We start from the raw sequence: 25,944 nt of genomic DNA on the forward strand, positions 1-25,944 counted from the left end.
GCACCCCCGGGGCTGCCGCGAGGTGCCGGCGATGCTCAGAAGCCGCCGCTCTTCGTCGCCCAGACGAGCAGGATCAGCGCGAGGACGAGCGCCGCGAGGTACAGCCTCCACGGCGTTTTCCGGTCGGCGTAGGGGTCGGCGAGCGCGCGCTCGGCGCCTTCCGGCAGCTTTGCCAGCTGCGTCAGCGAGGTGCCGAAGCTGAGGTTGATCTTCGCCCGCGCATTCACCGCCCAGCCGTTGGCGTCGAGCAGCGGGCCGAGGTTGCGGTTGCGGAGCTTGAACCAGGCCATCGCCATCGCCGGCCCGGAGACGACCAGCGTCAGGCCGCCGATCGCCAGCGGCATCTGCCACCAGCGCAGGCCGAGAAAGCCGGTGACGACGGCGGCGACGGCGGTGCCGATGGCGCCCAGCGCGAGGCCGATCGCGGCGAAGATGCCGGCGAACTTGGCGGCGTCGAACGGCGCCGGCGCCGCTGCCGGCGCGGCCTTCGCCGCTTCCGCCTGCTTCTGCGCGCTGGCGACGCTGCCGGCGACGAGGTCGTCGGCGGACTTGGCCTTGGCCGCGGTCAGTTTCTGCACCTGCTCGGCGAGCAGCCGGGCGAGCTTCTTGTACGGCGACCAGAAGGCTTGGCGGATGCTGATCGGGTGCTCGGCGATGCGCGTGATGGTGGCATCCCAGTCCTTGCCCTCGCGGTCGTAGAAGACGCCGTTGCGGCCGACCATCAGCTGGTCGGCGTCGCCGGCGGTGAAGGCGGCGGCGATCGACTTCTTCTCGGCGCCGCGCGTGCATTCGCAGTAGGCGAGGTAGATTCCGGAAAGGCCGGCGAGCGCGACGTGCCTGGCGGCGTCGAGCACCGGCACGACGAGGTCGCAGCTGCGGCCGTCGAGGTACAGCGTGCCGGCCTGGAACACCGCCTTGCCCTGGCGCGTGTAGAAGTCGCGGAAGGCGACGAAGTTGTTGCACAGGCGGCCGAGGTCGCGTGCATAGCAGACCAGGCGGTCGACGGCGGCGATCGCGTCGGCCTCGCCCTCGAGCGCGCGGTCGCGGGCGATCAGTTCCTCCAGCGCGGCGCGCGGGGCGAGCGCGGCGATGGCGCCGATGCGCTCCTCGCCGAGCGGCTCCAGGCGCGTCGCCGGGCGCGCCGCCTGCCATTCGGCGTAGGCCGCGAAGCGGCCGCACAGTGCGCACCAGTCGTCCTCGGCGAGCGCGTCGCGGGCGCCGATGAGCGGCGCCACCGCGGCATCGCGCAGCGCGGCGACCGCCTCGCGCCAGGCCGGGTTGAGACCGTCGGCGAGCGGCAGCGGGCGGCCGGCCTCGATGCGCGCCAGCGGCAGCGAGGCGAGGCCGGCGCTCTCCGGATTCAGCGTCTGCAGCGCGAGCGTGCGGAAGTCCTCGTCGCTGCCGTTCATCGCGCTGCCGGCGCGCGCATCGAATTCGGCCAGCCGGCAGCGCGCGAAGTAGTCGTCGACCTTCTCGCGCAGCGCGGCGATCGCCGTCCACGCGGCGCCGGAGGCGGCGCCCAGCGGCAGCACCTCGGGCCGGCTGGCGGGCACCGCCTGCCAGGCGGCGAAGGTGTCGAGGTCGGAAAAGAAGGCGTCGACCTCCTCCTGGCCGATGCCGGCCTGGCCGCTGCGGTCGGGGCGGCTGCCGCAGCAGGCGATGAGGTCGGCGATCACCGCCTGCAGCGCGGCGTGGTCGGTCGAGCCGGCGGTGATGATGCCGTCGCCGTTGAAGCGCGTCGCGGCGAAGATGCGCGCGCTGTCGGCGGTGTCCTCGGCGCTGATCGCGTCGCCGTCCTTGCCGAGGTTCTTCAGGATCTCGCGGGCGGAGGCGAGCAGCAGGCGCCCGTCCTCGCTGCCGTCGTCGATCGCGGCGAGCGGCAGCGGGTGGCTGCCGCTGGCGAGCAGGTCGGCGTCGCGCAGCAGCCCGCCGGCCCACTGGCAGGCGGCGATCAGGTCGCTGGCGCGGACGTGGCCGTCGCCGTCGGCGTCGAGCAGCGCCAGCGTGTGCGCGTCGAACTCGAGCCCGGCGACCGGGCAGGAGAGCGCGACCCACAGCTTCTGGTCGAGCTGGTCGAGGTGCAGCAGATCGGCGCCGCGGTCGAGGCGGACCTGGTCGAAGCCGCCGGCGCGGAAGAAGCGCCACTGATGGCCGGGGGTGGTCATGCGTTCTGTCTCCGGAAAAAAGGCCGCCTCGCGGCGGCCCGTTGGGGGTGTCGGGCGCGTTCGCCGCGCCCCTTATTGTGCCTTCTCGCAGCCGAGCGCCTTGGCGCCGAAGAAGTAGCTGGTGCCCTGCGGGCAGGCGAGCTCCTTCTCCGGCTTGGCGGCGCCCTTCTTCTTCGGCGTGCAGGTGAAGCTGCCGTCCTTCGCCGCCTTGCCCTTCAGCGTCCAGTCGGCCGGGCACGGCGACGCGGCGGCGCCGGCGGCGGCCTTGCCCGGGGCGGCCGCGGCGGCCTCGACGGTGAGCATGTACTTCACCTTGCCGAGGCAGCCGAGGTAGGTCTCGGCGCGCTTGCCGTCGGCCTTGATCTCGTAGGTGCCGGGCTTCTGGTAGGTGTGCTGCAGCGTGATCGGGAAGTTCTTGTGGTTGCCGCCGACCTTCTGCGGCGGGTTGCGGTTGCCGTCGCCCCAGTTCAGGTCGAGGCCGCACATGCCACCTTCGGCGTCGCTGGCCTCGACGGTGATCGTCACCGGTTCGCCGGCTTTCGCCGGCGACGGCGTGGCGGTGATCCTGTCGATGGTCGGGTTGGCGGCGAAGGCGGGCAGGGCGGCGGCGAACAGCGAAGCGGCGACGAAGCGTTTCATGGCGAGTCTCCTTGGAAGGGATGCTGCTGTGCTGGCGGGGGCGGCGGGATTCCCATTCCGTCCGAGTATAGCCGCCTCAACCCTCGGCGAAAACCGCCTGCCACAGCGCGCGCACCGCCTCGATCCGGCGCTGCACCGCGGCGCGCTCGATGCGCGCCTTGCCGCTGCCGTTGAGGCGCGCCGCATGCTGCATGCGGCGGTACTCGCGGTAGGCGTTGCGTACCGGTTCGGCGAGTTCGGCCGGGATCAGCCCGAGGCCGGCGGCGATGCCGAGCAGCGCGATGTTGCCGAGGTTCTGCGTCAGCTCGGGGTGGGCGTGCGCGTGCGCGAGGATCAGGTACTGGACGATGAACTCGACGTCGATGATGCCGCCCGGGTCCTGCTTCAGGTCGAAGAAATCCTCGCTGTTCGAGGCGTGTGCGTCGAGCATGCGCCGGCGCATCGCCAGCACCTCCTCGCGCAGCTTGGCCGGGTCGCGTTGCAGCGTCAGGATCTCCTCGCGGATCGCCTCGAAGCGGGCGCCGACCGCGGCGTCGCCGGCGACGAAGCGGGCGCGGGTGAGCGCCTGATGCTCCCAGACCCAGGCCTGCTTCAGCTGGTAGTCGCGGAAGGCGTCGACGCTGATGGCGATCAGCCCGGCGTCGCCGTTCGGGCGCAGCCGCAGGTCGGTCTCGAACAGCATGCCGGCCGAGGTCTGCGACGACAGCCAGGTGTTCACGCGCTGCGCCAGCCGCGCGTAGTTCTCCTGTGCGTCGGGATGGTCGTCGTCGTAGAGGAAGACCATGTCGAGGTCGGAGGCGTAGCCGAGCTCCTTGCCGCCGAGCTTGCCGTAGCCGATCACCGCGAACTTCGGCGTTTCGCAGTGGCGCTGGCGGATCTTCGGCCAGGTCAGCTGCAGCGTCTTCTGCACGATGATGTCGGCGAGCTCGGAGAGGTGGTCGGAGATGCGCTCCAGCGTCTGCAGGCCGGCGAGGTCCTGCGCCAGCACGCGGAAGACCTGCGCGTGGTGCGCCTCGCGCAGGATGTCCATCTCGCGCTCGGCGTCGCCGGCGTGCTCGGCGAGCTGGTTGTCGAGGATCTCGCGGAAGGCCGGCCAGTCGGTGGCGACGTCGTAGAGGCGCGGGTCGAGCACCTCGTCGAGCAGCACCGGGTGCTTGTTCAGGTATTCGGCGGCCCAGCTGGCGCTGCCGACCAACTCGGCGACCTTGGCCAGCGCCTGCGGGTACTGCTGCAGCAGCGCGAGGTAGGCGCCGCGGCGGCTGATCGTCTCGAGGAAGGCGAGCGCGCGGGCGAAGGTCAGGTCGGGCTTCGGCGTCGCCGCCGCGGCCTGGATCAGGCGCGGGCCGACGGCGTCGATGCGCTCGCGGTTCGACGCCGGCAGCTGCTGGTAGCGCGCGGTGCCGCGGAAGCGCTCGAGCGCGTCGAGGATCGCCTGCGGGTCGGCGAAGCCGAGTTCGCCGAGCTGTTCGCCGCAGTCCTCGGCGCCGCACTGGCCGAGCCACAGGCCGGCGAGCGGATGGGTGCCGGCCTCGGGGTCGGAGAAGACCTGCTCGAAGTGGCGGGCGACGTGTGCGCGGTGGCCGTCGAGCGTGGCCAGCAGCGCCGGCCAGTCGGCGAAGCCCAGGCTCGCCGCGATCTGCGCGCGCGCGTCGGCGGCCGTGGGCAGCATGTGCGTCTGCGCGTCGTCGACGTACTGCAGGCGGTGCTCCAGCCGGCGCAGGAAGTCGTAGGCGGCAGCGAGCTCGGCGCGCGCCTCCTCCGGCAGCAAGCGGCGCTCGGCGAGCAGCTTCAGCACCTGCAGCGTCGGCCGCAGTTGCAGCGCCGAGTCGCGGCCGCCGCGGATCAGCTGGAAGACCTGGGCGATGAACTCGATCTCGCGGATGCCGCCGGGGCCGAGCTTGATGTGGTCGGCCATGTCCTTCCTGGCTACCTCGCGGCGGATCTGCGCGTGCAGGTCGCGCATCGCGTTGATGGCGCCGAAGTCGAGGTACTTGCGGAAGACGAAGGGCCGCGCGACCTTCTCCAGCGCGGTCTTCCAGCCGGGCTGCAGGTTGTCGCCGTCGTTCATCACGCGCGCCTTGATCCACGCGTAGCGCTCCCATTCGCGGCCCTGCGTGATGAAGTAGTTCTCCAGCGAGTCGAGCGAGCAGACCAGCGGGCCGGAGTCGCCGTTCGGGCGCAGGCGCATGTCGACGCGGAACACCTGGCCGTCGGCGGTGATCTCGCCGAGCGCGGCGATCAGCCGCTTGCCGAGCCGCGTGAAGAAGTCGTAGTTGTCGATCCGGCCACGGCCGCCGGCGTCGCCGGCGGTCTGCCCCTCCTCCGGGTAGACGAAGATGTAGTCGACGTCGGAGGAAACGTTCAGCTCGCGGCCGCCGAGCTTGCCCATGCCGACCACCAGCAGCCGCTGCGGCCGGCCGTCGGCGTCGAGCGGTTCGCCGTACTGCGCGGCGAACTGGCGGTGCAGGTGGTCGAGCGCGAAGTTGGTGGTGACGTCGGCGAGCGCGGTCATCGTCTCGACGACTTCGGCGAGCGGCGCCTCGCCGGCGAGGTCGCGCACGATCAACGCCGCCATCGTGCGCTGGCGCAGGCCGCGCAGCAGGGCCTTCAGCGCCGTCTCGTCGGCGGCGTCGCCGGCGGCGAGGAAAGCCTGCATCGCCGCGGCGGAGAGCGGCGCGCCGGCGTTCGCCGCCAGCCAGTCGGCGACCGCCGGCCGGGCGGCGAGCAGCTGGCGCAGGAAGCGGCTGTGGGTCAGGGCGGGCTGCCAGGCGGCGGGGAGCGGGACGGAGTCGGGTTCGGGGGCGCTGGCGCTCATCGCGGGTCTCTTTTCCGGTCGGCGGCGCTGCCGGGAGGACGGCGGCATGCGCCGGGGCGTCATCTAGCCGGCGGCGCAAAGCCGGTACAATTGGGGCTGGACAAAATACAGCGCCATTCTAGTGACCCTTTTCAGCATTTGGCAAAGCCGCGGCGGACGATGAGCGCGCACGAGCACGATCACGTCGATCCGCGCGCGCTGGTGCGCGAGCTGCGTCCGACGCTCTACCACCGCCTGCATGCGCTGCTGCCCTTCGTCGCCCACCCGCTGGCCCGCCGCTGCTGGCGCGCGCTCGGCTGGACGCTGCTCGCCGCCTACTTCGCCTTTGCCGGACTGGTGCTGACGCTGCGCTACTCGGTGCTGCCGAACATCGAGCATTACCGCGGCGACCTCGAGCAGCTGGCGAGCCGGGCGCTCGACCTGCCGGTGCGCATCGACGGCATCGAGGCCGGCTGGGCCGGGCTGAAGCCCGACCTGACGCTGTCCGGGGTGACCGTGTCCGACGCCGCCGGCCGCCCGGCGCTGACCTTCTCGCGCGTCGAGGCGATCCTCGACTGGTCGTCGCTGTGGCGCCTGCAGCTGCGGCTGGCGCTGCTGGCGATCGACGAGCCGGTGCTGCACATCCGCCGCGACGCGACCGGCGCGCTGTCGGTCGCCGGCCTGCCGGTGAGCGAGGGCGAGTCCGAATTCCCGGCCTGGGTGCTGGCGCAGAAGCGTATCCGCATCAACGGCGCGACGCTGGTCTGGGAGGACGCGCTGCGCGGCGCGCCGCCGCTGATCCTGGAGGACGTGAACCTGGCCCTCGACAACCGCGGCCGCCACCACCGCTTCGGGCTGACCGCGCTGCCGCCGCCGGAGCTGGCGGCGCGCATCGACCTGCGCGGCAACCTCGACGGCGACGACCTGGGCGCGCTCGACGAATGGGCCGGCCAGCTCTATACCGAGCTCGCCTACGTCGACCTCGCCGGCTGGCGGCGCTGGGTGGACTACCCGGTGGCATTGCCGCAGGGGCGCGGCGGGCTGCGCGCCTGGCTGTCGATCGGCGAGGGCCGGCTGCTCGACCTGACCGCCGACCTCGCGCTGCGCGACGTGCGCCTGCGCCTGGCGCGGCCGCTGCCGGAGATGCACCTCGACGCGCTCTCCGGCCGTCTCGGTGGCCGCCTGCGCCAGGGCGGCTTCGCCGCCTTCGGCAAGGGGCTGACGCTGGCGCTCGAGGACGGCACGCAGCTGCCGCCGACCGACTTCAGCGCCGACTGGCAGGCGGCGGCGGAGGGCGGCGGCCAGGGCAGCGCGACCGCCAGCCGCCTCGACCTGCCGCTGCTGGTGCGCCTGTCCGCCTATCTGCCGCTCGACGCCGGCAGCCGCAAGCTGCTCGCCGACTATGCGCCGAGCGGTTCCATTTCCGACCTGCGCCTGTCCTTCGCCGGCGGCGCCGAGCGCCTGCAGCGCTACGCGCTGCGCGCCAACTTCGCCGACCTCGGCCTGCGCGCGCAGGGCTACTTCCCGGGCTTCTTCGGCATTTCCGGCAGCCTCGACGCGAGCGAGCGCGGTGGCAGCGTCAGCATCCGCGCGCAGAAGTCGGGCCTCGACCTGCCGAGCGTCTTTCCCGAACCGCGGCTGGCCTTCGATACGCTCAGCGCCGGCGTGCGCTGGAAGGTCGACGGCGAGACGATCGACGTCGACCTCGACCAGGTCGAGTTCGCCGGCGACCATGCCGCCGGCTCGGCCGGCGGCCGCTACCGCTACCATGGCACCGGCGCCGGCGAGATCGACCTCGTCGCGACGCTGTCGCGGGCGCGCGGCGACGCGGTCTGGCGCTACATGCCGCACGTCGTCGACGTCGAGGCGCGCGACTGGCTGCGCCGCGGCATCACCGCCGGCAGCGCCAGCGACGCGAAGCTGACGCTGAAGGGCGACCTCGACCGCTTCCCCTTCGTCGACGGTTCCGGCACCTTCCTCGTCACCGCCAAGGCGCACGACGTGACGATCGACTACGCGCCGGGCTGGCCGAAGCTCGAGCACGTCGACGGCGACCTGCGCTTCGCCGGCGCCGGCATGCGCGTCGACGCGAAGCGCGGCGCGCTGTTCGGCACCCGCATCGCCGCCACCGTCGCCGAGATTCCCGACTTCGACGCCGCGCATCCGCAGCTGCGCGTGCGCGGCCGCGTCGAGGGGCCGACCGCCGACTTCCTGCGCTTCATCGAGGCGAGTCCGGTCGGCGAGACGCTCGACCACGCCACCTCGGACATGCGCGCGCAGGGCCAGGGCCGGCTCGACCTGGCGCTCGACATCCCCTTGTCGAACGCCGAGGAGACGCGGGTGAAGGGCGACTTCCGCTTCATCGACAACCAGGTCACGGTCGAGCCGCTCTTGCCGCCGCTGACCAACGTGAACGGCAACCTGCAGTTCACCGACGGCTCGATCAGCGTGCGCAACATCGACGGCCTGTTCCTCGGCGGCCCGGTCAAGGTGCGCGCCGAGACCACCCGCGACGGCCGCGTCGACGTCGTCGCCAGCGGCAGCCTGTCGGCGATGCAGGCCCGTCGCCAGTACGACCTGCCGCTGTTCGACAGCCTTTCCGGCGGCGCCGACTGGCGCGCCGACATCCGGGTCAAGAAGAGCAGCGCCGAGATCGTCGTCGAGTCGACCCTGGAGGGGCTGTCGTCGGCGTTGCCGGCGCCGTTCAACAAGACCGCCGGCGACGCGCTGCCGCTGCGCTTCGAGAAGGGCCTCGTCGTCGGCGTCCGGCGCGACGAGCCGCTCGACCGCATCCAGCTGAGCCTCGGCCGGGTGGCGCGCGGCGAGCTGCTGCGCCGGCGCGGCAACGACGGTAGCTGGCTGCCGCTGCGCGGCGCGCTGGCGGTCGGGGCGCCGCTGGTCCTGCCGGACAAGGGGCTCGCCGTCGTCGTCGCCGTGCCGCAGGTCGATGCCGATTTCTGGCGCGCCGCGCTCAGCCCGGCCGGCAACGGCAACGGTAACGGGAAGAACGGCACCGGCCAGGGGCCGGCGGCCTACCTGCCGGATCGCGTCGAGTTGCGCAGCGAACAGCTCGACGCCTTCGGCCGCCAGTTCCATGACGTCCGCCTGGTCGCCACCAGCGCCGCCGGGCGCATCTGGCAGGCCAGCGTCGCGTCGCGCGAGGCCAGCGGCGAGGTGCAGTTCGACACCTTCGGGCGCGGCGCGCTGCGCGCGCGGCTGAAGACCTTCGCCGCCGAGGCGCCGCCGCCGGGCGAGCTGCCCGAACGGCCGGCGACGACGCTGGAGGACCTGCCGGCGCTCGACGTGATCGCCGACAGCTTCTCGGTCGGCGGCAAGAAGCTCGGCCGGCTCGAACTGCAGGCGCGCAACGAGGCAACGAACTGGCGCATCGAAAAGCTGTCCATCAGTAACCCCGACGGCCGCCTTGACGGCAACGCGGTGTGGCGGATGCAGTCGCCGCAGCGTTTCGATCTCGATTTCAAGCTGGTGTCGGAAGACGCCGGCGGGCTGCTCGAACGCCTCGGCTACGCCGATACGCTCAAGCGCGGCTCGGCGACGCTGGCCGGCAAGCTGAGCTGGGCCGGGGTGCCGATCCGCATCGACTATCCGACGCTGGCCGGCGAGATGCGCGTCGAGGCCGCGCGCGGGCAGTTCGCGAAGATCGATCCCGGCGCCGCCGGCAAGCTGCTCGGGCTGATCAGCCTGCAGTCGCTGCCGCGGCGGATCTCGCTCGATTTCCGCGACGTCTTCTCGGAAGGCTTTGCCTTCGACTCGATCGCCGGCCGGATGGAGGTGAAGGGCGGCGTGATGCGTACCGACCGCCTGCAGATCGACGGCCCGGCGGCGCGCGTGCTGATGCGCGGCGAGGTCGATCTGCAGCACGAGACGCAGAAGCTGGTGGTGAACGTGCAGCCGGAGCTGGGCGGCACCGCGGCGCTCGGCGTCGCGCTGGTCAACCCGGTCGCCGGCGCGGCGGCCTTGCTGGCGCACAAGGTATTGCAGAACCCGTTGAACCAGATTTTCTCGTTCGATTATTCGGTGACCGGGAAATGGGACGACCCGAAGGTGGAGAAGCTGTCGACGCAGCGGCTGGAGCCGCAGACCGCGGGCGACGGGCAATGAGGCGAGGATGGGCAAGGTGACAGGAAACGCAGGAGAGAAAACGGTGCGCGTGGCGGCGGTGCAGATGGTGTCGACGCCGCGCGTCGCCGACAACCTGGCGGCAGCGGGCCGGCTGGTCGCCGATGCCGTTGCGCAGGGCGCGACGCTGGTGGCGCTGCCCGAGTACTTCCCGATCATGGGCATGGGCGACGGCGACAAGGTCGCCGCGCGCGAGGACGACGGCCGCGGCCCGATCCAGGACTGGCTGGCGACGACCGCCGAGCGCCACGGCATCTGGCTGGTCGGCGGCTCGATCCCGCTCGTCGCGAGCGATCCGGCGAAGGTGATGAACGCCTGCGTCGCCTACGGCCCGGACGGCCGGCGCGTCGCGCGCTACGACAAGATCCACCTGTTCGGCTTCGAGCAGGGGGCCGAGCGCTACAACGAGAGCGCGACGATCGAGGCCGGCCGCACACCGGTCGCCTTCGACACCCCGTTCGGCCGCGTCGGCCTGTCGATCTGCTACGACCTGCGCTTCCCCGAGCTCTACCGCCAGCTCGGCGAGCCGGACCTGATCGTCGTGCCGGCCGCCTTCACCGAGACCACCGGCCGCGCGCACTGGGAAATCCTGCTGCGCGCGCGCGCCATCGAGAACCAGTGCTACGTGCTGGCGATCGGCCAGGGCGGGCGCCACGAGAACGGCCGCGAGACGCACGGCAACAGCATGCTGGTCGACCCGTGGGGGACCATCGTCGACCGCAAGCTGAAAGGGCCGGGCGTCGTCATCGGCGAGCTCGACCGCGGCCTCATCGCCGAAACGCGCGCCAGCCTGCCGGCGCTGCGCCATCGCATCTTCAAGTAACCGGACCGATCATGACCGCCACGCTCCTCTCCGCTGCCGAATCCCCGCTCCGCCACGCCGAACAGCTGCTGCTCGCGCCGTACGGATTGGGCAACCGCGACCTTTCCGCCGTCTTCGGCACGATCTTCCGCCATGGCGTCGACTACGCCGACCTCTACTTCCAGTACAGCCGCTCCGAGGCGTGGAGCCTGGAGGAGGGCATCGTCAAGTCGGGCAGCTTCTCGATCGACGAGGGCGTCGGCGTGCGCGCCTGCGCCGGCGAGAAGACCGCCTTCGCCTACTCCGACGACATCAGCGCGACCGCGCTCGACGATGCGGCGAAGGCGGTGCGCGCGATCGCCAACGCCGGCCAGTCGCGGCTGGTGCCGGTACTGCTGCGCCGCGGCGGCCACGTCCTCTACCGCGGCGACGACCCGCTCGCGTCGCTGCCGGCGGAAGCCAAGGTGGCGCTGCTGGAGCGCCTGGAAACCTTCGCCCGCGCGCTCGACCCGCGCGTGCAGCAGGTCATGGCGCACCTCGCCGGCGAGTATGAGGTGATCCTCGTCGCCGGCAGCGACGGCCGGCTGGCCGCCGACACGCGGCCGCTGGTGCGCGTGTCGATCACCGTCATCGTCGAGCAGAACGGCAAGCGCGAGCAGGGCTCGGCCGGCGGCGGCGGCCGCTTCGACTACGGCTACTTCGACGACGAGGTGCTGCAGCGCTACGCCAAGGAGGCGGTGCACCAGGCGGTGACCAACCTCGACGCGCGGCCGGCACCGGCCGGCACGATGACCGTCGTGCTCGGTTCCGGCTGGCCCGGCATCCTGTTGCACGAGGCGGTCGGCCACGGGCTCGAGGGCGACTTCAACCGCAAGGGCAGCTCGGCCTTCTCCGGCCGCATCGGCACGCGCGTCGCGGCGAAGGGCGTCACCGTCGTCGACGACGGCACCATCCCCGACCGCCGCGGCTCGCTGAACATCGACGACGAGGGCAACCCGACGCAACGCACGGTGCTGATCGAGGACGGCATCCTCAAGGGCTACATGCAGGACAGCCTGAATGCCCGGCTGATGGGCGTTCAGCCGACCGGCAACGGCCGCCGCGAATCCTTCGCGCACCTGCCGCTGCCGCGCATGACCAACACCACGATGCTCGCCGGCCAGCACGCGCCGGAAGAGATCATCCGCTCGGTGAAGAAGGGCATCTACGCCGCCAACTTCGGCGGCGGCCAGGTCGACATCACCAGCGGCAAGTTCGTCTTCTCGATGAGCGAGGCCTACCTGATCGAGGACGGCAAGCTCGGCCCGGCGGTGAAAGGGGCGACGCTGATCGGCAACGGCCCGGATGCGCTGACGCGGGTGAAGATGATCGGCAACGACATGCGCCTCGACCCCGGCGTCGGCACCTGCGGCAAGGAAGGGCAGAGCGTGCCGGTCGGCGTCGGCCAGCCGACGTTGCGCATCGACGGGCTGACCGTCGGCGGCACGCACTAGGCGGCGAATACACCCTTGTGGCATGGGGGTATTTGACCTAGGTCATGGTTGGAAATAGTCGTGCCCCATAGACTCGATGACTTAAAATCCCAAGCAATTGGAATAACAAGCCTGTCGAGGAGGAGTCCATGAAGTTTTCCATCGGTCGCATCGTCCGTGCCGCTGCCGTCGGCAGCCTGCTGCTGGCAGGCCTCGCCCAGGCGCAGATCACGGACATCAACGCCGCGATCAACAAGGCCGGCCGCGAGCGGATGCTCTCGCAGCGCATGGCCAAGGCCTACTTCCAGCTCGGCCAGGGCGTCGACGTCGACCGCTCGAAGAAGGTCCTCGACGGCTCGATTTCCTACTTCGACCGCCAGCTGGTCGAGCTCAAGAATTTCGCGCCGACCCCGGAAATCAAGGACACCTACCAGAAGCTGGAAACCGCCTGGATCGCCTACAAGGATTCGCTGGTCGGCGCGCCGCCGAGCCCGTCCGGCGGCAGGAAGGTGCTCGAACTGTCCGAGCAGGTGCTGGCGCTGGCGCACCAGGGCACGGTGCAGCTGGAGAAGCATGCGGGCTCGAACGCCGGCCGGCTGGTGAACGTGTCCGGTCGCCAGCGCATGCTGTCGCAGCGCATGGCCAAGTTCTACCAGGCGATCGCCTGGGGCGTCGGCGACGCCAATAGCACCGCCGAGCTGGACAAGGCGCGCAAGGATTTCACCGCCGCGCACAAGGAGCTGGCCGCCGCGCCGGCGAATACCGCGCAGATCAAGGACGGCCTCGACCTGGTCAACCAGCAGTGGTTCTTCTTCGAGAACGCGCTCAACCAGCGGGCCGGCGGCGACAAGAAGCTGCTCACCGCGGTCGCCACCACCAGCGAACGCATCCTCGAGGAAATGGAGGTCGTCGTTGGCCTCTACGAGCGCCTGCCGTCGCGCTGACCTTCGCCTTGCCGCAGGGTGCCGCCACGGCGCCCTGCGCTGCTCCATATTCCTGTCGCTCGCGTTGTGCCTGGCGGCCTGCGCTTCGCCCGCCCTCGTTCCTCCCCGTATCGACCGTCTTCCCGCCGAAGCCCCGGCGGTTTCGCCATCGCCTTCCTCGCCGGCGGATGCGCCGCTGACGACCGGGGAGATCGTTCGGATGGCACGCGCCGGCGCCACGCCGGCCGAGGTCGTCACCCGCTGGCGTGCCGACGGCGCCCGCCTGAAGCTCGATGCCGCCGACCTGCTCGACTTGCATCGGCGCGGCGTGTCCGTGGCTGTCCTCGACGCCCTGCTCGCCGCCCGCGAGGCGGCGTTGCGCACCGACGCCGATTCCCGCCTGGCCGGACTGCAGGCGCGTCACGAGGCGGAGATCGCCGCCGAGCGGGCGCGTCTGCCGACTTGTCCGGCGCCGGGCTGGGCGCCGTACCGGATCCATCCCTACGGCGGCTGGGGGCGCCCCGGCGGCTGGGGCGGCGGCGTCTATTGGGGCTGGTAGCAGCCCGTTCAGAACAGGCCGAGCTGCCGCTCGTCGGTCTTGCGCGCCGGCGCCGCGAAGCGGCTGCAGTCGAGCTCCGGCAGGCCGGGGAAACCGAGGCGGCGCCGGTGCAGCGCGAAGCGCTGCGCGAGCAGGTCGGCGAAGTGGCCGAGGCCGTGCATGCGGTGCGTGAAGCGCGGGTCGTTGGCCTGGCCGCCGCGCATGTCGTAGAGGATGGCCATCACGCGCGCCGCCTTTTCCGGCGCATGCCAGGCCAGCCAGCGCTCGAACAGGTCGTGCAGCTCGTGCGGCAGGCGCAGCAGGCTGTAGCTGGCGCCGACGGCGCCCGCTTCGCGCGCGGCGGCGAGGATGCGTTCGAGCTCGTGGTCGGTGAGGCCGGGAATCACCGGCGACACCATCACCGTCACCGGCACGCCGGCCTCGGCCAGCGTCCGGATCGCCGCCAGCCGCGCCTGCGGTGCTGCGGCGCGCGGCTCGAGCCGGCGGGCGAGTTCGCCGTCGAGCGTGGTCAGCGAGATCGCCGCGTGCACCAGCTGCTCCTTCGCCATCGCGGCGAGCAGGTCGAGGTCGCGTTCGACCAGTGCCGACTTGGTGATCAGCAGCGCCGGGTGCTTCAGCTCGAGCAGCACCTGCAGCACCGCGCGCGTGATGCGCAGCCGGCGCTCGACCGGCTGCCAGGCGTCGGTGTTGGTGCCGATGGCGAGCGGCCGGCAGGCGTAGCCGGGCTTTGCCAGCTCGCGGCGCAGGAGCTTCGCCGCCTCCGGCTTGTGGTAGAGCTTCGTTTCGAAGTCGAGCCCGGGCGAGTGGCCGAGGAAGGCGTGGCTCGGCCGCGCGTAGCAGTAGACGCAGCCGTGCTCGCAGCCGCGGTAGGGGTTGAGCGAGCGGTCGAAGGGCAGGTCCGGCGAGTCGTTGCGGCTGAGGATGGTCTTCGCGCTGTCGACGAAGACTTCGGTCGCCGGCGCCGCGTCCGGCGCGCGCTGCCAGCCGTCGTCCACCGCGTCGCGCGTCCACGCGGCGAAGCGCGGGTCGGGGTTGGCCGGGGCGCCGCGCCCCTTGGGCGGCGCGGGGGCGGCGGACTCGGCCGGCGGGAACAGTCCCGGGGCGGAATTGATCGGGGAACGCATCGCGAATTTCGCGCACAAATGCCGGAAGCGCTCATTCTACGCCTCTCCGCAAGCCGCCGCGGTTCCGTCGGGGGCGGGGTTTCGAGTAGAATCGAGGGCTTTCCGGGCGGTCGGGCCTGTCATTTCCGGCGCCCCCATTCTTTCAGGGTTTTCTGTCATGACGCCGCAAACGAAGCCGAATACGGACGATGTCCGCATCAAGGAAATCAAGGAACTGGTGCCGCCGGCGCACGTGTTCCGCGAGTACCCGGTGTCGAACCGCGCCGCGCAGACGACCTACAACGCCCGCCAGGCGATCCACCGCGTGCTGCACGGCGCCGACGACCGGCTGCTGGTGGTGGTCGGCCCGTGCTCGATCCACGACTTCGACGCGGCGATGGAGTATGCCGGCCGCCTGCAGAAGGAGATGGAACGCCTCGCCGACGACCTGATCGTCGTCATGCGCGTCTACTTCGAGAAGCCGCGTACCACCGTCGGCTGGAAGGGGCTGATCAACGACCCGCGGCTGGACGGCTCGTTCCGCATCAACGAGGGCGTGCGCCTGGCGCGCAAGCTGCTGCTGGAGATCAACGAGCTCGGCCTGCCCTGCGCCACCGAGTTCCTCGACACGATCACGCCGCAATACACCGCCGACCTGATCGCCTGGGGCGCGATCGGCGCGCGCACCACCGAGTCGCAGGTGCACCGCGAGCTGGCCTCCGGCCTGTCGTGCCCGGTCGGCTTCAAGAATGGCACCGACGGCAACGTGCGCATCGCGGTCGACGCGATCCGCGCCGCCAGCGCGCCGCACCATTTCCTGTCGGTGACCAAGGGCGGCCATTCGGCGATCGTGTCCACCACCGGCAACGAGGACTGCCACGTCATCCTGCGCGGCGGCAAGGCGCCGAACTACGACGCGGCGAGCGTCGACCAGTGCTGCGCCGACATCGCCGCCGCCGGCCTCGCGGCGCGGGTGATGATCGACTTCTCGCACGCCAACAGCAGCAAGAAGTTCGAGCGCCAGATCGACGTCGCCCGGGACGTCGCCGGCCAGATCGGCGGCGGCGACGAGCGCATCATCGGCGTCATGGTCGAGTCGCACCTGGTCGAGGGGCGCCAGGACCTGTCGCCGGACAAGCCGCTGGAATACGGCAAGAGCATCACCGACGCCTGCATCGGCTGGGACGACACCGTCGGCGTGCTGGAAACGCTGGCGCAGGGCGTGCGCCAGCGCCGCCTGGTCGAGGCCACCTCCTGATCCGATGAGGCTGCCGGCCTCGCGCACCGGCCGCTGGCTGGCGGGCACGCTCGCCGCGCTTTTCCTTTTCCGCCTGTGGTTCGCCGCGGCGCTGCCGCTGACCGGCGACGAAGCCTACTTCGTCGCCTGGGGCGGCCGGCCGGCCGGCGGCTACTACGACCACCCGCCGATGATCGGCTGGTGGCTGGCCGGCCTGCTGCCCTTCGGCCGCGCCGAATGGTGGCTGCGCCTGCCGGCGCTGCTGCTGCCCTTCGTGCTGGCCTGGGGCGCCTGGTCGCTGCTGCGGGCGCAGGGCGAGGAGCGCGCCCGGCTGGCGGCGCTGCTCGTGCTGCTGCAGCCGGCCGACGTGTGGAACGTGCTGGTCACCACCGATACGCCGGTGGTCCTCTTCTCGCTGCTGTCTGTCCTCGCCTACCTGCGCGGCATGCGCCGCGCGTCGCTCGCCTGGCACGCGGCGGCCGGCCTGCTGCTCGGGCTGGCCTTCCTCGGCAAATATTTCGCGGCGCTGCTCGGCGTCGCCTTCGCCGCGCACCTGCTGTTCGCCCGCCGCGATCCCGGTCGCTTCGCGCTGCTCGCTGCGCTGACCGCCTGCGCGCTGCTCGGGCCGGCCTGGAATCTGTGGTGGAACAGCGAGCACTGCTGGTCGAACCTCGTCTTCAACTTCTTCAACCGCAACGGCAAGGCCGGTTTCGCCTGGGAGAACCCGCTCGCCTTCGTTGCCTCGCTCGCCTATCTGGCGACGCCGTGGCTGCTGTGGGCGCTGTGGCGCGGCCGGCGCGAGCTCGCCGCGGCGATCGCCGGCGACGCGACGGCGCGCGCGCTGGCGTGGCTGGCGGCGGTGCCGCTGCTGTGCTTCTTCGCGCTGTCGTTCACCAAGGCGGTCGGCCTGCACTGGCTGCTCGCCTTCATGCCGCTGCTCGCCGCGCTCGCCGCGGCAGCGCTGCCGGTCGAGCGCCTGTGGTCGCTGTGCCGCTGGTCGGCGGCCTTCGCCGCGCTGCATATGCTGGCGGCCGTCGTCTTCCTGGCGCTGCCGCTGTCGGTTTGGAAAGGCAGCAGCCTGCACGCCGGCGCCGTGCTCACCTGGAACGGCCCGGAACTCGCGCGGCAGCTGCGCGAGCCGCTGGCGCGCTGCGGCGAGGGCTGCACTGCAGCGATGGAGAGCTATTCGTCGGCGGCGACGCTGGCCTACGCGCTGAACCGGCCGGTGGTGGTGTTCGGTGACGGCTCCTTCCACGGCCGCCAGGACGATTTCGATACCGACTTCCGTGCGCTCGACGGCCGCGGCTTCCTGATCCTGCGCAAGGAGACGGTGCGCGCGGAAAGCTATGCGCCGTACTTCGCGCACATCGACGTATCCTCGTTCGCGATCGACGGCGTCGACTTCCACCTCGTGCACGGGCAGGGCTTCCGCTACGCCGTGTATCATGACCGCGTGCTGAACCGCGTGCGCGAGCGCTTCTACCGGATTCCGGACTGGCTGCCGCTGCGCGGCTGCGCGTTTACCGACCGCTACTTTCCCGGAGACGGCAAGTGAAGGCCTGGATCAAGCTGTTGCGTCCGCACCAGTGGCTGAAGAGCGCCTTCGTCTTCGTCGGCCTGCTCTTCGGCCATGCCTGGAACGACGCGCAACTGGTCGGGCAGGTGCTGCTCGCCGCCGCCGCCTTTTCGCTGGCGGCCTCGGCGGTCTACGTCGGCAACGACCTGGTCGACCGCGAGCGCGACCGCCAGCACCCGAAGAAGCGCCAGCGGCCGCTCGCCGCCGGCACGATCACCGCCGGCGCCGCCTTCGCCGTCGGCATGGCCTGCCTCGCCGCCGCCGGCCTCCTCGCCTGGCTGGCGTCGCCCGCCGTGTTGGCGATCGTCGTCGCCTACCTGCTGCTCAACGTCGGCTACACGCTGGGCCTGAAGCATGTCGTGCTGCTCGACGTCTTCCTCATCGCCGCCGGCTTCATGCTGCGCATCCTCGCCGGCACGCTCGGCGTCGGCATCGCGCCGTCGCACTGGCTGCTGCTGTGCGGCCTGATGCTGACGCTGTTCCTCGGCTTCGCCAAGCGGCATGCCGAGCTGAAGGCGCTCGACGGGCACGCCGCCGGCCACCGGCAGGTGCTCGACGAATACGACCCGGCGCTGCTCGACAAGCTGATCGGCATCTGCGCGACGGCGACCATCGTCAGCTACAGCCTGTACACCGTCAGTCCGGAAACGCTGGCGCTGCACGGTACCGTCGGCCTGATGGCGACGGTGCCGTTCGTCGTCTACGGGATGTTCCGCTACCTCTACCGGCTGCACCGCCACGCCGGCGGCGGCGACGCCGCCGTCGACCTGATGACCGACCGCCACCTGCTGGCGGCGGCGCTCGGCTGGCTGGCGGCGGTGATCGTCATTCTCGGCTGAGACTCAGGCGCCCTCCAGAAGGACTTGTTCGCGAAGGCTTTTGCCTTCGCTCAGGCGTTCTTGCGCTGCACCCAGAGGACGTCGCCGCGGCCGGCGGCGACGTTGAGGTAGCGGCCGAGGATGAACAGCAGGTCGGAGAGGCGGTTCAGGTAGCGGCGGATGTTGTCGGCGACCGGCTCGTTCGCGGCCAGCGCGACGACGCTGCGCTCGGCGCGGCGGGCGACGGTGCGCGCGAGGTGCGCCAGCGCCGCCGGGCGGGTGCCGCCGGGGAGGATGAATTCCTTCAGTCGCGGCAGGTTCTCGTTGAAGTCCTCGACCTGCTGCTCGAGGCGCAGCACCTGCGCCTCGCTGACCAGCGTCATGCCCGGGCAGCACAGTTCGCCGCCGAGGTCGAAGAGGTCGTTCTGGATGCCGAGCAGCGCCTCGCGCACGTCGTCCGGCAGCGCCTCGGCGAGCAGCACGCCGAGCGTCGAGTTCAGCTCGTCGACCTCGCCGAGCGCGTCGATGCGCGGGCTGTCCTTGCCGATGCGGCTGCCGTCGCCGAGGCCGGTGGTGCCGGCGTCGCCGGTGCGGGTGACGATTTTGGAGAGACGGTTGCCCATTTTTCGTTTCCTGTCAGAATGCGGGTGGGCTGCCGGAACAAGATCAGGAGCAGGCCGGCAGAGTCGAAGCAGCGAATTATATCGGAGGGATTCGCGATGCCCCGTTTTTGCGCCAACCTCGGCTTCCTGTTCACGGAAGTCCCTTTCCTCGACCGTTTCGAGCGTGCCGCCCGCGCCGGCTTCACCGGCGTCGAGTACATGTCGCCGTACGACTACCCGGCCGCCGAACTGGCCCGGCGACTGCGCGACAACGGGCTGCAGCAGGTGCTCTTCAATCTGCCGTCCGGCGACTGGGCGACGGGCGAGCGCGGGTTGGCGGCCTTGCCCGGTCGTGAGGCCGAGTTCCGCGACGGCGTCGAGCGGGCCATCGACTATGCCTGCGAACTCGGCTGCACGCAGGTGAACGCGCTCGCCGGCGTTCCGCGGCCGGGGCTGCGCCCGCAGGAAATCCGCCTGACCCTGCTCGGCAACCTGCGCCACGCCGCGTCGCGCCTGGCGGAGGCCGGCATCCGCCTGCTCGTCGAGCCGATCAACAGCCGCATCGACATGCCGGGTTTCTGCATCGACACGCCGAAGAAGGCGCTGTCGCTGATCGAGTCGGTCGCCGAACCGAACCTGTGGCTGCAGTACGACGTCTATCACGCGCAGATCATGGAGGGGAATCTGGCGCGGACGCTCGAGGCCAACCTCGAGCGCATCGCGCACATCCAGGTCGCCGACGTGCCGGGGCGGCACGAGCCGGGCAGCGGCGAGATCAACTACCCCTACCTGTTCGCGCTGCTCGACCGCCTCGGCTACGCCGGCTGGGTCGGCTGCGAGTACCGGCCGCAGGCCGGCAGCGAGGCCGGCCTGGGCTGGCTGAAGGGCGTGGCGCCGGCGCCGGCGATGCCGCGCGCGGAGGCGCTGGCTGCCGGCTGAGCGGCTACCAGAACTTCCACCACCATTTCTTCTTCTTCATCGTCGCATCCACTTCCTGGCTCCAGCTCGCGTACTGCTGCAGTCCGGCCTTCTGGAAGTGGCTGCCGAAGCGCTTGTCGCTGTCGTTGATGTGCTGCGTCAGCCAGGTCTTCAGGAAGTGCAGCAGCTCGAAGGTGATCGTCGCGTTCTCCTTGTCGAGCTTGTCCTGCAGCGTGACCACCTGGGCGATCAGTTCCTCGTGCTGCGCCTTGTGGATCTCGAAGCCGGGGTAGTGGGTCAGGCGCATCAGGCTTTCCTCGAGCAGGAAATGCGTGCGCGTATACTCGGCGAGGCGGTCGAGGATCTCGCGCGAGGTCGCCTTGCCGCGGTGCCCGCGGATCGCTTCGTGCAGCTGGTTGAGCAGGTCGACGAGGACGCGGTGCTGCTCGTCGATCTCCTGGATGTTGATGCTGAACTCGTCCGACCAGTGGAAAAGGTCTGTCGTGGCCATGCTGGAACGCTCCCTGTCTGCTATTGCTGTTATGCTCGGCAGGTTACGATCTTGCGCAAAGTCGATTTTGATGTGGATCAAGAGTTGCTGACCACCGGCTGCCGCTGCCGTGCACCTTGCTGTTTGCAGTAAATGCTGCAGTAAATGCACTTGATACTTCACCGCAGCTTCACATCGGGGAATCGTCGGCGTATGATTTCCATATATTGTCTGACAACCTGATGTATATGCCACTCGAGACCCTCAGCCGCATTCACCGACCGCCGCGCCTCAGCGAGGAAGTGTCGGCGGAACTCGAAGCCCGCATCCAGCGCGGCGACTATGCCCCCGGTGCGCAGTTGCCGACCGAGAAGGTGCTCGCGGAAACCTTCGGCGTCAGCCGTGCGGTGGTCCGCGAGGCGATCGCGCGGCTCAAGGCCGACGGCCTGATCGAGACCCGCCAGGGCTCGGGCGCCTTCGTCGCGGCGAACCCGAAGAGTCTCAATTTCCGCCTCGCCCCGGGCGGCGAGGAAGGCCTGCTGCACATCTTCGAGCTGCGCACGCTGATCGAAGCCACCGTCGCCGAGCTGGCTGCCCGCCGGCGCAACGACGACGACCTCGCCGCGATGCGCGATGCGCTGCGCCGCATGGACGAGGCGCTCACCAGCGAAATCGACGGCTCCGAGGCCGACGACGATTTCCACCTGGCGATCGCCGCCGCCACGCACAATCAGTACGTGTTGCGCCTGGCCGAGTTCCTCGGCCGCCAGTTCTCCGAATCGCGGCGCGTGGCCTGGGTCGACCATCCGCGCGGCATGGAGTCGCCGCGCGAGGCGCAGCGCGAGCACTACGTGCTGCTCGACGCGATCGCCGCCGGCAACCCCGTCGCCGCGCGCAACGCGGCGCACGTCCATCTGCGCGGGGCCGCCGAGCGCGTCGGCATCGCGCTGCCGGCCGACCTCGGCGGCAACGCCGCCGGCAAGTAACCCGCAAGCCCCCGCAACCCTACCCGGGAGTCCGCTCATGGCCTTTGCCAACGACGTCCGCTTTACCGTGGACAAGCGCGCCATCGTCGCCCGCCTGCAGGCGGTGCTGCCTGCAGACGCGCTGCTCGTCGACGAGGAGGATCTGCGCCCCTACGAGTGCGACGGCCTCACCGCCTACCGCGCGCTGCCGCTGGTGGTGGTGCTGCCGCAGACCGAGGCACAGGTGCAGGCAGTGCTGCGCGCCTGCCACGAGCTGAAGGTGCCGGTGGTGCCGCGCGGCGCCGCGACCGGCCTCTCCGGCGGCGCGATGCCGCACGAGGACGGCGTCGTGCTGTCGCTGGCGCGCTTCAAGAAGATCCTGCGCATCGACCCGCTCTCGCGCACGGCGCTGGTGCAGCCGGGCGTGCGCAACCTCGCGGTGTCGGAGGCGGCGGCGCCGTACGGCCTCTACTACGCGCCCGACCCGTCGTCGCAGATCGCGTGCACGATCGGCGGCAACGTCGCCGAAAACTCGGGCGGCGTGCACTGCCTGAAGTACGGGCTGACCGTGCACAACGTGCTCAAGGTGCGCGGCTTCACGATCGAGGGCGAGGCCGTCGAGTTCGGCGCCGACGCGCTCGACGCGCCCGGCCTCGACCTGCTGGCGCTGATCAACGGTTCCGAGGGCCTGCTCGCGGTGACCACCGAAGTGACCGTCAAGCTGACGCCGAAGCCGGAGCTGGCGCAGGTCGTGCTGGCCTACTTCGACGACGTGCAGAAGGCCGGCAACGCGGTCGCCGACGTGATCGCCGCCGGCATCATCCCGGGCGGGCTGGAGATGATGGACAAGGCGGCGACGCATGCCGTCGAGCCCTACGTCAAGGCCGGCTACGACCTCGACGCCGAGGCCGTGCTGCTGTGCGAATCGGACGGCACGCCGGCCGAGGTCGCCGAGGAGATCGAACGCATGAAGGCGGTGCTCGAAAAGAGCGGCGCCACCTCGCTCGTCGTCTCGCAGAGCGAGGCCGAGCGGCTGCGCTTCTGGGCCGGCCGCAAGGCGGCCTTCCCGGCGGTCGGCCGCATCACGCCCGACTACCTGTGCATGGACGGCACCATTCCGCGGAAGCGCCTGGCCGAGATGCTGGAGGCGATCGGCGACCTGTCGGTGAAGTACGGGCTGCGCTGCGCCAACGTCTTCCACGCCGGCGACGGCAACCTGCACCCGCTGATCATGTACGACGCCAACCAGCCGGGCGAGATCGAGCGCGCCACCGCCTTCGGCGCCGAGATTCTCGAGCTGTCGGTCGCCCTCGGCGGCACCATCACCGGCGAGCACGGCGTCGGCGTCGAGAAGATCGACGTCATGGCGGCGCAGTTCACGCCGGCCGAGATCTCCGCCTTCCACCGGCTGAAGGCCGCCTTCGACGAGAGGGGCCTGCTCAACCCGGGCAAGGGCATCCCGACGCTGGCCCGCTGCCGCGAATACACCCTGACGCGCGCCCAGACGCATGCTGCGGCCGCAACGACCCCGCCGAGGTTCTGATGGATACCGTGCTCAAGGAATGGATCGGACGCGTGCACGACGCCGTCGAGACGCAGCAGCCGCTGCGCATCCGCGGCGGCGGCAGCAAGGATTTCTACGGCGGCACGCCGGCCGGCGAGGTGCTCGACACCGCCGCCTACCGCGGCATCGTCGTCTACGAACCGACCGAGCTGGTAGTCGTCGCCCGCGCCGGCACGCCGCTCGCCGAGCTGGAAGCGGCGCTCGCCGAGAAGGGGCAGTGCCTGCCCTTCGAGCCGCCGCACTTCGGCGCCGCGACCGTCGGCGGCATGGTCGCCGCCGGTCTTTCCGGCCCGCGCCGCGCGGCGGTCGGTGCCGTGCGCGACTACGTACTCGGCGTCAAGCTGATCGACGGCAAGGGCGAACTGCTCTCCTTCGGCGGCCAGGTGATGAAGAACGTCGCCGGCTACGACGTGCCGCGCCTGATCGCCGGCAGCCTCGGCACCCTCGGCCTGATCGCCGAGGTGGCGCTGAAGGTGCTGCCGCTGCCGGTCGCCGAGCGCAGCCTGCGCTTTGCGCTGGACGAGGCCGAGGCGCTCCGCAAGCTCAACGAATGGGGCGGCCAGCCGCTGCCGATCGCCGCCTCGGCCTGGCACGACGGCGTGTTGACGCTGCGCCTCGCCGGCGCGCATGCCGCCGTCGACGCCGCGCAGGCGATGCTCGGCGGCGAGGTCGTCGCCGACGCGGCGGCGTTCTGGGCGAGCCTGCGCGAGCAGACGCACGCCTTCTTCGCCGGCGGCGAGCCGCTGTGGCGCCTGTCGGTGGCCTCGGTGGCGCAGCCGCTCGGCATCCCCGGCCCGACGCTGATCGAATGGGGCGGCGCGCAACGCTGGCTGCGCGGCGACCAGGGCGCCGAACAGCTGCGCTCGGCGGCCGCCAGCGCCGGCGGCCATGCCGCGCTGTTCCGCGGCGGCGATGCGATCAAGGCCTCCGCCGGCGTCTTCCAGCCGCTGTCGCCGGCGCTCTTGAAGATCCACCGCAACCTGAAGCAGGCCTTCGATCCGCACGGCGTCTTCAACCGCGGCCGCCTGTACCCCGATTTCTAAGAAGCCCACGACCATGCAAACGAATCTGATCGATTCCTTCAAGGACACGCCGGAAGGCCGCGAGGCCGATGCCATCCTGCGCACCTGCGTGCATTGCGGCTTCTGCACCGCCACCTGCCCGACCTACCAGCTGCTCGGCGACGAACTGGACGGGCCGCGCGGCCGCATCTACCTGATCAAGCAGATGCTCGAGGGCCAGCCGGTCACCGAAAAGACGCAGCTGCACCTCGACCGCTGCCTGACCTGCCGTTCGTGCGAGACGACCTGCCCGTCCGGGGTCAAGTACCACCGCCTGCTCGACATCGGGCGCGCCTTCCTCAACCGCCGCGTCGACCGGTCGCTCGGCCAGAAGCTGGTGCGCGGCGTGCTCAAGGAGGCGCTGCCGCGGCCGTGGATCTTCCGCCCAGCGGTCGCCGCCGGCCAGCTGCTGCGCCCGCTGCTGCCGCAGGCGCTGGCCGACAAGGTGCCGGCCGCCGCCGCCGGCCAGTCGCGCGGCTGGCCCGCTTCGAACCATCCGCGCCGCATGCTGGCGCTTGCCGGCTGCGTGCAGCCGGGGCTGGCGCCGAACACCAACGCCGCCACCGCGCGCCTGCTCGACAGGCTCGGCATCACGCTGTTCGAGGCCCCGGAGGCGGGCTGCTGCGGTGCGCTGCGCTTCCACCTCGATGCGCAGGAGGCGGCGCTCGCCGACATGCGCCGCAACATCGACGCCTGGTGGCCGCACGTCGAGCAGGGCGTCGAGGCGATCGTCATGACCGCCTCCGGCTGCGGTGCGCACGTCAAGGAATACGGGCTGCTGCTGGCGCAGGATCCGGCCTACGCCGAGAAGGCAGCGCGCATCTCGGCGCTGACCAGGGATGTCTCGGAGATCGTCGTCGCCGAGGCGGCGCGGCTGAAGCCGCTGCTCGCGGCGAAGGCGCAGGCGCCGTTGAAGCTCGCCTTCCATTCGCCATGCACGCTGCAGCACGGGCAGAAGATCAAGGGCGTGGTCGAGGAGCTGCTCGCCGCTGCCGGCTGCGAGCTGACGCCGGTGGCTGATTCCCACCTCTGCTGCGGCTCCGCCGGCACCTACTCGATCCTGCAGCCGGCGCTGTCGAAGCAGCTGCGCGACAACAAGCTGGCTGCGCTGTCGGCCGGCGCCCCGAAGCTGATCGTTACTGCTAACATTGGCTGCCAGACCCATCTGCAGAGCGGCAGCGCAACGCCCGTCCGGCACTGGGTGGAGATCATCGAAGAACGCATCTAGGGGATACGATGGCCATCGACCAGGCCTTGCTCGCGACGCTTTCCGATGACGAGAGCAAGAGCGTCAGGCGCCTCGTCGAAAAGGGCATCAAGCTGCCGCCGCAGCCGCACGTGCTGGAGGAGCTGCGGCACCTGCTGAGCCGCGGCGTCACCGACCTGCGCGTCATCGCGCGCAGCATCAGCCAGGATGCCGGCATCGTCGCCGCGCTGTTCCGCGTCGTGCAGAGCGCCGCCTACCGGCGCATGCAGCCGTTCGCGTCGGTCGAGGAGATCCTGCAGGCGATCGGCACCCGCCAGACCTTCAATATCGTGCAGGCGGTGACGCTCGCCACCGCCATCGGCGCCAGGCACAACGCCAAGGCCTTCGAGGCCTTCTGGGCGCGTTCGCGCGCGGTCGGCCAGATCGCGATGCTGATCGCCGAGGATCGCGTCTCGGTGTGCAATGTCTTTCCCGACCAGGCCTACCTCGCCGGCATCTTCCACGACTGCGGCGTGCCGGTGCTGATGCAGCGCTTCTCCACCTACTGCAAGGCGATGCACGCCGACGAGCAGGGCGCCTGGCTCGACCTCGCCGAGGAGGACCGGCGTTTCAACGCCGACCACTGCGTCGTCGGCTACCTGGTCGGCAAGCACTGGAAGCTGCCGGACTTCATCTGCGACGCGATCCGCTTCCATCATCACATGGGCAGCCTCGGCAACCATGCGGCGCGGACCATGGTCGCCATCCTGCAGCTGGCGATCCAGCTCTACTACCAGGACATGCACATCGACAACCCGGAGTGGGCAGGCGCGCGCGAGGCGGTCGCCGAGGAGCTGGGCCTGCATGCCGATGCGCTGCCCGAATTCATGGACGAGATACTCGACCGCTACCACAGCGAGGAGCACTGAC

At 70.9% G+C, this 25,944-nt stretch carries 20 protein-coding genes; 14 read left to right on the forward strand and 6 right to left on the reverse strand.

Annotated features, from left to right (window positions below; translation table 11 throughout):
• Positions 1-35 precede the first annotated feature (35 nt).
• The 3 genes from IWH25_RS07915 to glnE all read right to left on the reverse strand — a co-directional run bounded on the left by IWH25_RS07915 (position 36) and on the right by glnE (position 5,619).
• On the reverse strand, positions 36-2,165 hold the full coding sequence (locus tag IWH25_RS07915) for a hypothetical protein (RefSeq protein ID WP_203388771.1): 2,130 nt from the start codon (positions 2,163-2,165) through the stop codon (positions 36-38).
• A 72-nt stretch (positions 2,166-2,237) separates the two neighbouring features.
• Complete coding sequence (locus IWH25_RS07920; RefSeq protein WP_203388772.1) at positions 2,238-2,804, reverse strand: hypothetical protein; 567 nt, start codon at positions 2,802-2,804, stop codon at positions 2,238-2,240.
• Positions 2,805-2,880: 76 nt separating this feature from the next.
• The gene (gene glnE / locus IWH25_RS07925; RefSeq protein ID WP_203388773.1) at positions 2,881-5,619 is read right to left on the reverse strand and encodes a bifunctional [glutamate--ammonia ligase]-adenylyl-L-tyrosine phosphorylase/[glutamate--ammonia-ligase] adenylyltransferase; all 2,739 of its coding nucleotides are present in this window, start codon (positions 5,617-5,619) and stop codon (positions 2,881-2,883) included.
• Between the two features lie 159 nt (positions 5,620-5,778).
• Here glnE and IWH25_RS07930 point away from each other — a divergent pair, with 159 nt between their 5' ends.
• The 5 genes from IWH25_RS07930 to IWH25_RS07950 all read left to right on the forward strand — a co-directional run bounded on the left by IWH25_RS07930 (position 5,779) and on the right by IWH25_RS07950 (position 13,494).
• Positions 5,779-9,720: a YhdP family protein gene (locus IWH25_RS07930; RefSeq protein ID WP_203388774.1), complete on the forward strand. Its 3,942-nt coding sequence runs from the start codon at positions 5,779-5,781 to the stop codon at positions 9,718-9,720.
• Between the two features lie 7 nt (positions 9,721-9,727).
• Positions 9,728-10,561: a carbon-nitrogen hydrolase family protein gene (locus IWH25_RS07935; RefSeq protein WP_203388775.1), complete on the forward strand. Its 834-nt coding sequence runs from the start codon at positions 9,728-9,730 to the stop codon at positions 10,559-10,561.
• Positions 10,562-10,572: 11 nt separating this feature from the next.
• Positions 10,573-12,033 carry a metalloprotease TldD gene (gene tldD / locus IWH25_RS07940; RefSeq protein WP_203388776.1) on the forward strand — a complete coding sequence of 487 codons (1,461 nt, stop codon included), beginning with the start codon at positions 10,573-10,575 and terminating at the stop codon, positions 12,031-12,033.
• A 128-nt stretch (positions 12,034-12,161) separates the two neighbouring features.
• Positions 12,162-12,956, forward strand: coding sequence for a type IV pili methyl-accepting chemotaxis transducer N-terminal domain-containing protein (locus IWH25_RS07945; protein WP_203388777.1), 795 nt, complete (start codon positions 12,162-12,164; stop codon positions 12,954-12,956).
• 199 nt (positions 12,957-13,155) lie between these two features.
• The gene (locus IWH25_RS07950; protein WP_203388778.1) at positions 13,156-13,494 is read left to right on the forward strand and encodes a hypothetical protein; all 339 of its coding nucleotides are present in this window, start codon (positions 13,156-13,158) and stop codon (positions 13,492-13,494) included.
• An 8-nt stretch (positions 13,495-13,502) separates the two neighbouring features.
• Here IWH25_RS07950 and IWH25_RS07955 read toward each other — a convergent pair whose 3' ends face one another.
• Positions 13,503-14,618: a PA0069 family radical SAM protein gene (locus IWH25_RS07955; RefSeq protein ID WP_203388779.1), complete on the reverse strand. Its 1,116-nt coding sequence runs from the start codon at positions 14,616-14,618 to the stop codon at positions 13,503-13,505.
• Between the two features lie 157 nt (positions 14,619-14,775).
• Between IWH25_RS07955 and aroG the strand changes: the two genes are divergently transcribed.
• Genes aroG through IWH25_RS07970 form a run of 3 tightly spaced genes read left to right on the forward strand, consistent with a single transcriptional unit; the run spans position 14,776 to position 18,249 of the window.
• Entirely contained in the window at positions 14,776-15,855 is a 1,080-nt protein-coding gene (aroG, locus tag IWH25_RS07960; RefSeq protein WP_203388780.1) for a 3-deoxy-7-phosphoheptulonate synthase AroG, read from the forward strand.
• A 4-nt stretch (positions 15,856-15,859) separates the two neighbouring features.
• Positions 15,860-17,389 (forward strand): ArnT family glycosyltransferase, encoded by a 1,530-nt coding sequence (locus IWH25_RS07965; RefSeq protein ID WP_203388781.1) that lies wholly within the window; start codon positions 15,860-15,862, stop codon positions 17,387-17,389.
• Positions 17,386-18,249, forward strand: coding sequence for a decaprenyl-phosphate phosphoribosyltransferase (locus IWH25_RS07970; RefSeq protein ID WP_238999034.1), 864 nt, complete (start codon positions 17,386-17,388; stop codon positions 18,247-18,249). Before IWH25_RS07965 ends, IWH25_RS07970 begins: the two co-directional genes overlap by 4 nt.
• A 50-nt stretch (positions 18,250-18,299) precedes the next feature.
• Here the strand turns inward: IWH25_RS07970 and IWH25_RS07975 are convergent, their stop codons facing one another.
• Positions 18,300-18,851 (reverse strand): cob(I)yrinic acid a,c-diamide adenosyltransferase, encoded by a 552-nt coding sequence (locus IWH25_RS07975; RefSeq protein WP_203388782.1) that lies wholly within the window; start codon positions 18,849-18,851, stop codon positions 18,300-18,302.
• Between the two features lie 96 nt (positions 18,852-18,947).
• Here IWH25_RS07975 and otnI point away from each other — a divergent pair, with 96 nt between their 5' ends.
• Positions 18,948-19,769 (forward strand): 2-oxo-tetronate isomerase, encoded by an 822-nt coding sequence (otnI, locus tag IWH25_RS07980; protein ID WP_203388783.1) that lies wholly within the window; start codon positions 18,948-18,950, stop codon positions 19,767-19,769.
• A gap of 4 nt (positions 19,770-19,773) precedes the next feature.
• Here the strand turns inward: otnI and IWH25_RS07985 are convergent, their stop codons facing one another.
• Entirely contained in the window at positions 19,774-20,259 is a 486-nt protein-coding gene (locus IWH25_RS07985; protein ID WP_203388784.1) for a bacteriohemerythrin, read from the reverse strand.
• A 221-nt stretch (positions 20,260-20,480) separates the two neighbouring features.
• On the opposite strand from IWH25_RS07985, the gene IWH25_RS07990 reads away from it, so the two are divergent.
• From IWH25_RS07990 to IWH25_RS08010, 5 genes are read left to right on the forward strand one after another with little or no spacing between them, the layout of a single operon-like run.
• Positions 20,481-21,224, forward strand: a complete 744-nt coding sequence (locus tag IWH25_RS07990) for a FadR/GntR family transcriptional regulator (RefSeq protein ID WP_238999035.1) — start codon at positions 20,481-20,483, stop codon at positions 21,222-21,224.
• 37 nt (positions 21,225-21,261) lie between these two features.
• Positions 21,262-22,746 (forward strand): FAD-linked oxidase C-terminal domain-containing protein, encoded by a 1,485-nt coding sequence (locus IWH25_RS07995; protein ID WP_203388785.1) that lies wholly within the window; start codon positions 21,262-21,264, stop codon positions 22,744-22,746.
• On the forward strand, positions 22,746-23,810 hold the full coding sequence (gene glcE, locus IWH25_RS08000; RefSeq protein ID WP_203388786.1) for a glycolate oxidase subunit GlcE: 1,065 nt from the start codon (positions 22,746-22,748) through the stop codon (positions 23,808-23,810). The genes IWH25_RS07995 and glcE overlap by 1 nt, the downstream gene beginning before the upstream one ends.
• A 13-nt stretch (positions 23,811-23,823) precedes the next feature.
• Positions 23,824-25,056: a glycolate oxidase subunit GlcF gene (glcF, locus tag IWH25_RS08005; RefSeq protein WP_203388787.1), complete on the forward strand. Its 1,233-nt coding sequence runs from the start codon at positions 23,824-23,826 to the stop codon at positions 25,054-25,056.
• Positions 25,057-25,064: 8 nt separating this feature from the next.
• Positions 25,065-25,943 carry an HDOD domain-containing protein gene (locus IWH25_RS08010; RefSeq protein ID WP_203388788.1) on the forward strand — a complete coding sequence of 293 codons (879 nt, stop codon included), beginning with the start codon at positions 25,065-25,067 and terminating at the stop codon, positions 25,941-25,943.
• Position 25,944: the final 1 nt, after the last annotated feature.

The sequence above is a fragment of the Azospira restricta genome, from assembly GCF_016858125.1.
In the GTDB taxonomy this organism is placed as follows: Bacteria; Pseudomonadota; Gammaproteobacteria; order Burkholderiales; family Rhodocyclaceae; genus Proximibacter; species Proximibacter restrictus.

Coding starts and splice junctions, on each gene's coding strand:
- IWH25_RS07955 (WP_203388779.1), bottom strand. CDS start 14,618: ATGCGTTCCCCGATCAATTCCGCCCCGGGACTGTTCCCGCCGGCCGAG.
- glcE (WP_203388786.1), top strand. CDS start 22,746: ATGGATACCGTGCTCAAGGAATGGATCGGACGCGTGCACGACGCCGTC.
- IWH25_RS07950 (WP_203388778.1), top strand. CDS start 13,156: ATGGCACGCGCCGGCGCCACGCCGGCCGAGGTCGTCACCCGCTGGCGT.
- glcF (WP_203388787.1), top strand. CDS start 23,824: ATGCAAACGAATCTGATCGATTCCTTCAAGGACACGCCGGAAGGCCGC.
- otnI (WP_203388783.1), top strand. CDS start 18,948: ATGCCCCGTTTTTGCGCCAACCTCGGCTTCCTGTTCACGGAAGTCCCT.
- IWH25_RS07965 (WP_203388781.1), top strand. CDS start 15,860: ATGAGGCTGCCGGCCTCGCGCACCGGCCGCTGGCTGGCGGGCACGCTC.
- IWH25_RS07935 (WP_203388775.1), top strand. CDS start 9,728: ATGGGCAAGGTGACAGGAAACGCAGGAGAGAAAACGGTGCGCGTGGCG.
- IWH25_RS07945 (WP_203388777.1), top strand. CDS start 12,162: ATGAAGTTTTCCATCGGTCGCATCGTCCGTGCCGCTGCCGTCGGCAGC.
- IWH25_RS07990 (WP_238999035.1), top strand. CDS start 20,481: ATGTATATGCCACTCGAGACCCTCAGCCGCATTCACCGACCGCCGCGC.
- IWH25_RS08010 (WP_203388788.1), top strand. CDS start 25,065: ATGGCCATCGACCAGGCCTTGCTCGCGACGCTTTCCGATGACGAGAGC.
- IWH25_RS07920 (WP_203388772.1), bottom strand. CDS start 2,804: ATGAAACGCTTCGTCGCCGCTTCGCTGTTCGCCGCCGCCCTGCCCGCC.
- aroG (WP_203388780.1), top strand. CDS start 14,776: ATGACGCCGCAAACGAAGCCGAATACGGACGATGTCCGCATCAAGGAA.
- tldD (WP_203388776.1), top strand. CDS start 10,573: ATGACCGCCACGCTCCTCTCCGCTGCCGAATCCCCGCTCCGCCACGCC.
- IWH25_RS07995 (WP_203388785.1), top strand. CDS start 21,262: ATGGCCTTTGCCAACGACGTCCGCTTTACCGTGGACAAGCGCGCCATC.
- IWH25_RS07915 (WP_203388771.1), bottom strand. CDS start 2,165: ATGACCACCCCCGGCCATCAGTGGCGCTTCTTCCGCGCCGGCGGCTTC.
- IWH25_RS07985 (WP_203388784.1), bottom strand. CDS start 20,259: ATGGCCACGACAGACCTTTTCCACTGGTCGGACGAGTTCAGCATCAAC.
- IWH25_RS07930 (WP_203388774.1), top strand. CDS start 5,779: ATGAGCGCGCACGAGCACGATCACGTCGATCCGCGCGCGCTGGTGCGC.
- glnE (WP_203388773.1), bottom strand. CDS start 5,619: ATGAGCGCCAGCGCCCCCGAACCCGACTCCGTCCCGCTCCCCGCCGCC.
- IWH25_RS07975 (WP_203388782.1), bottom strand. CDS start 18,851: ATGGGCAACCGTCTCTCCAAAATCGTCACCCGCACCGGCGACGCCGGC.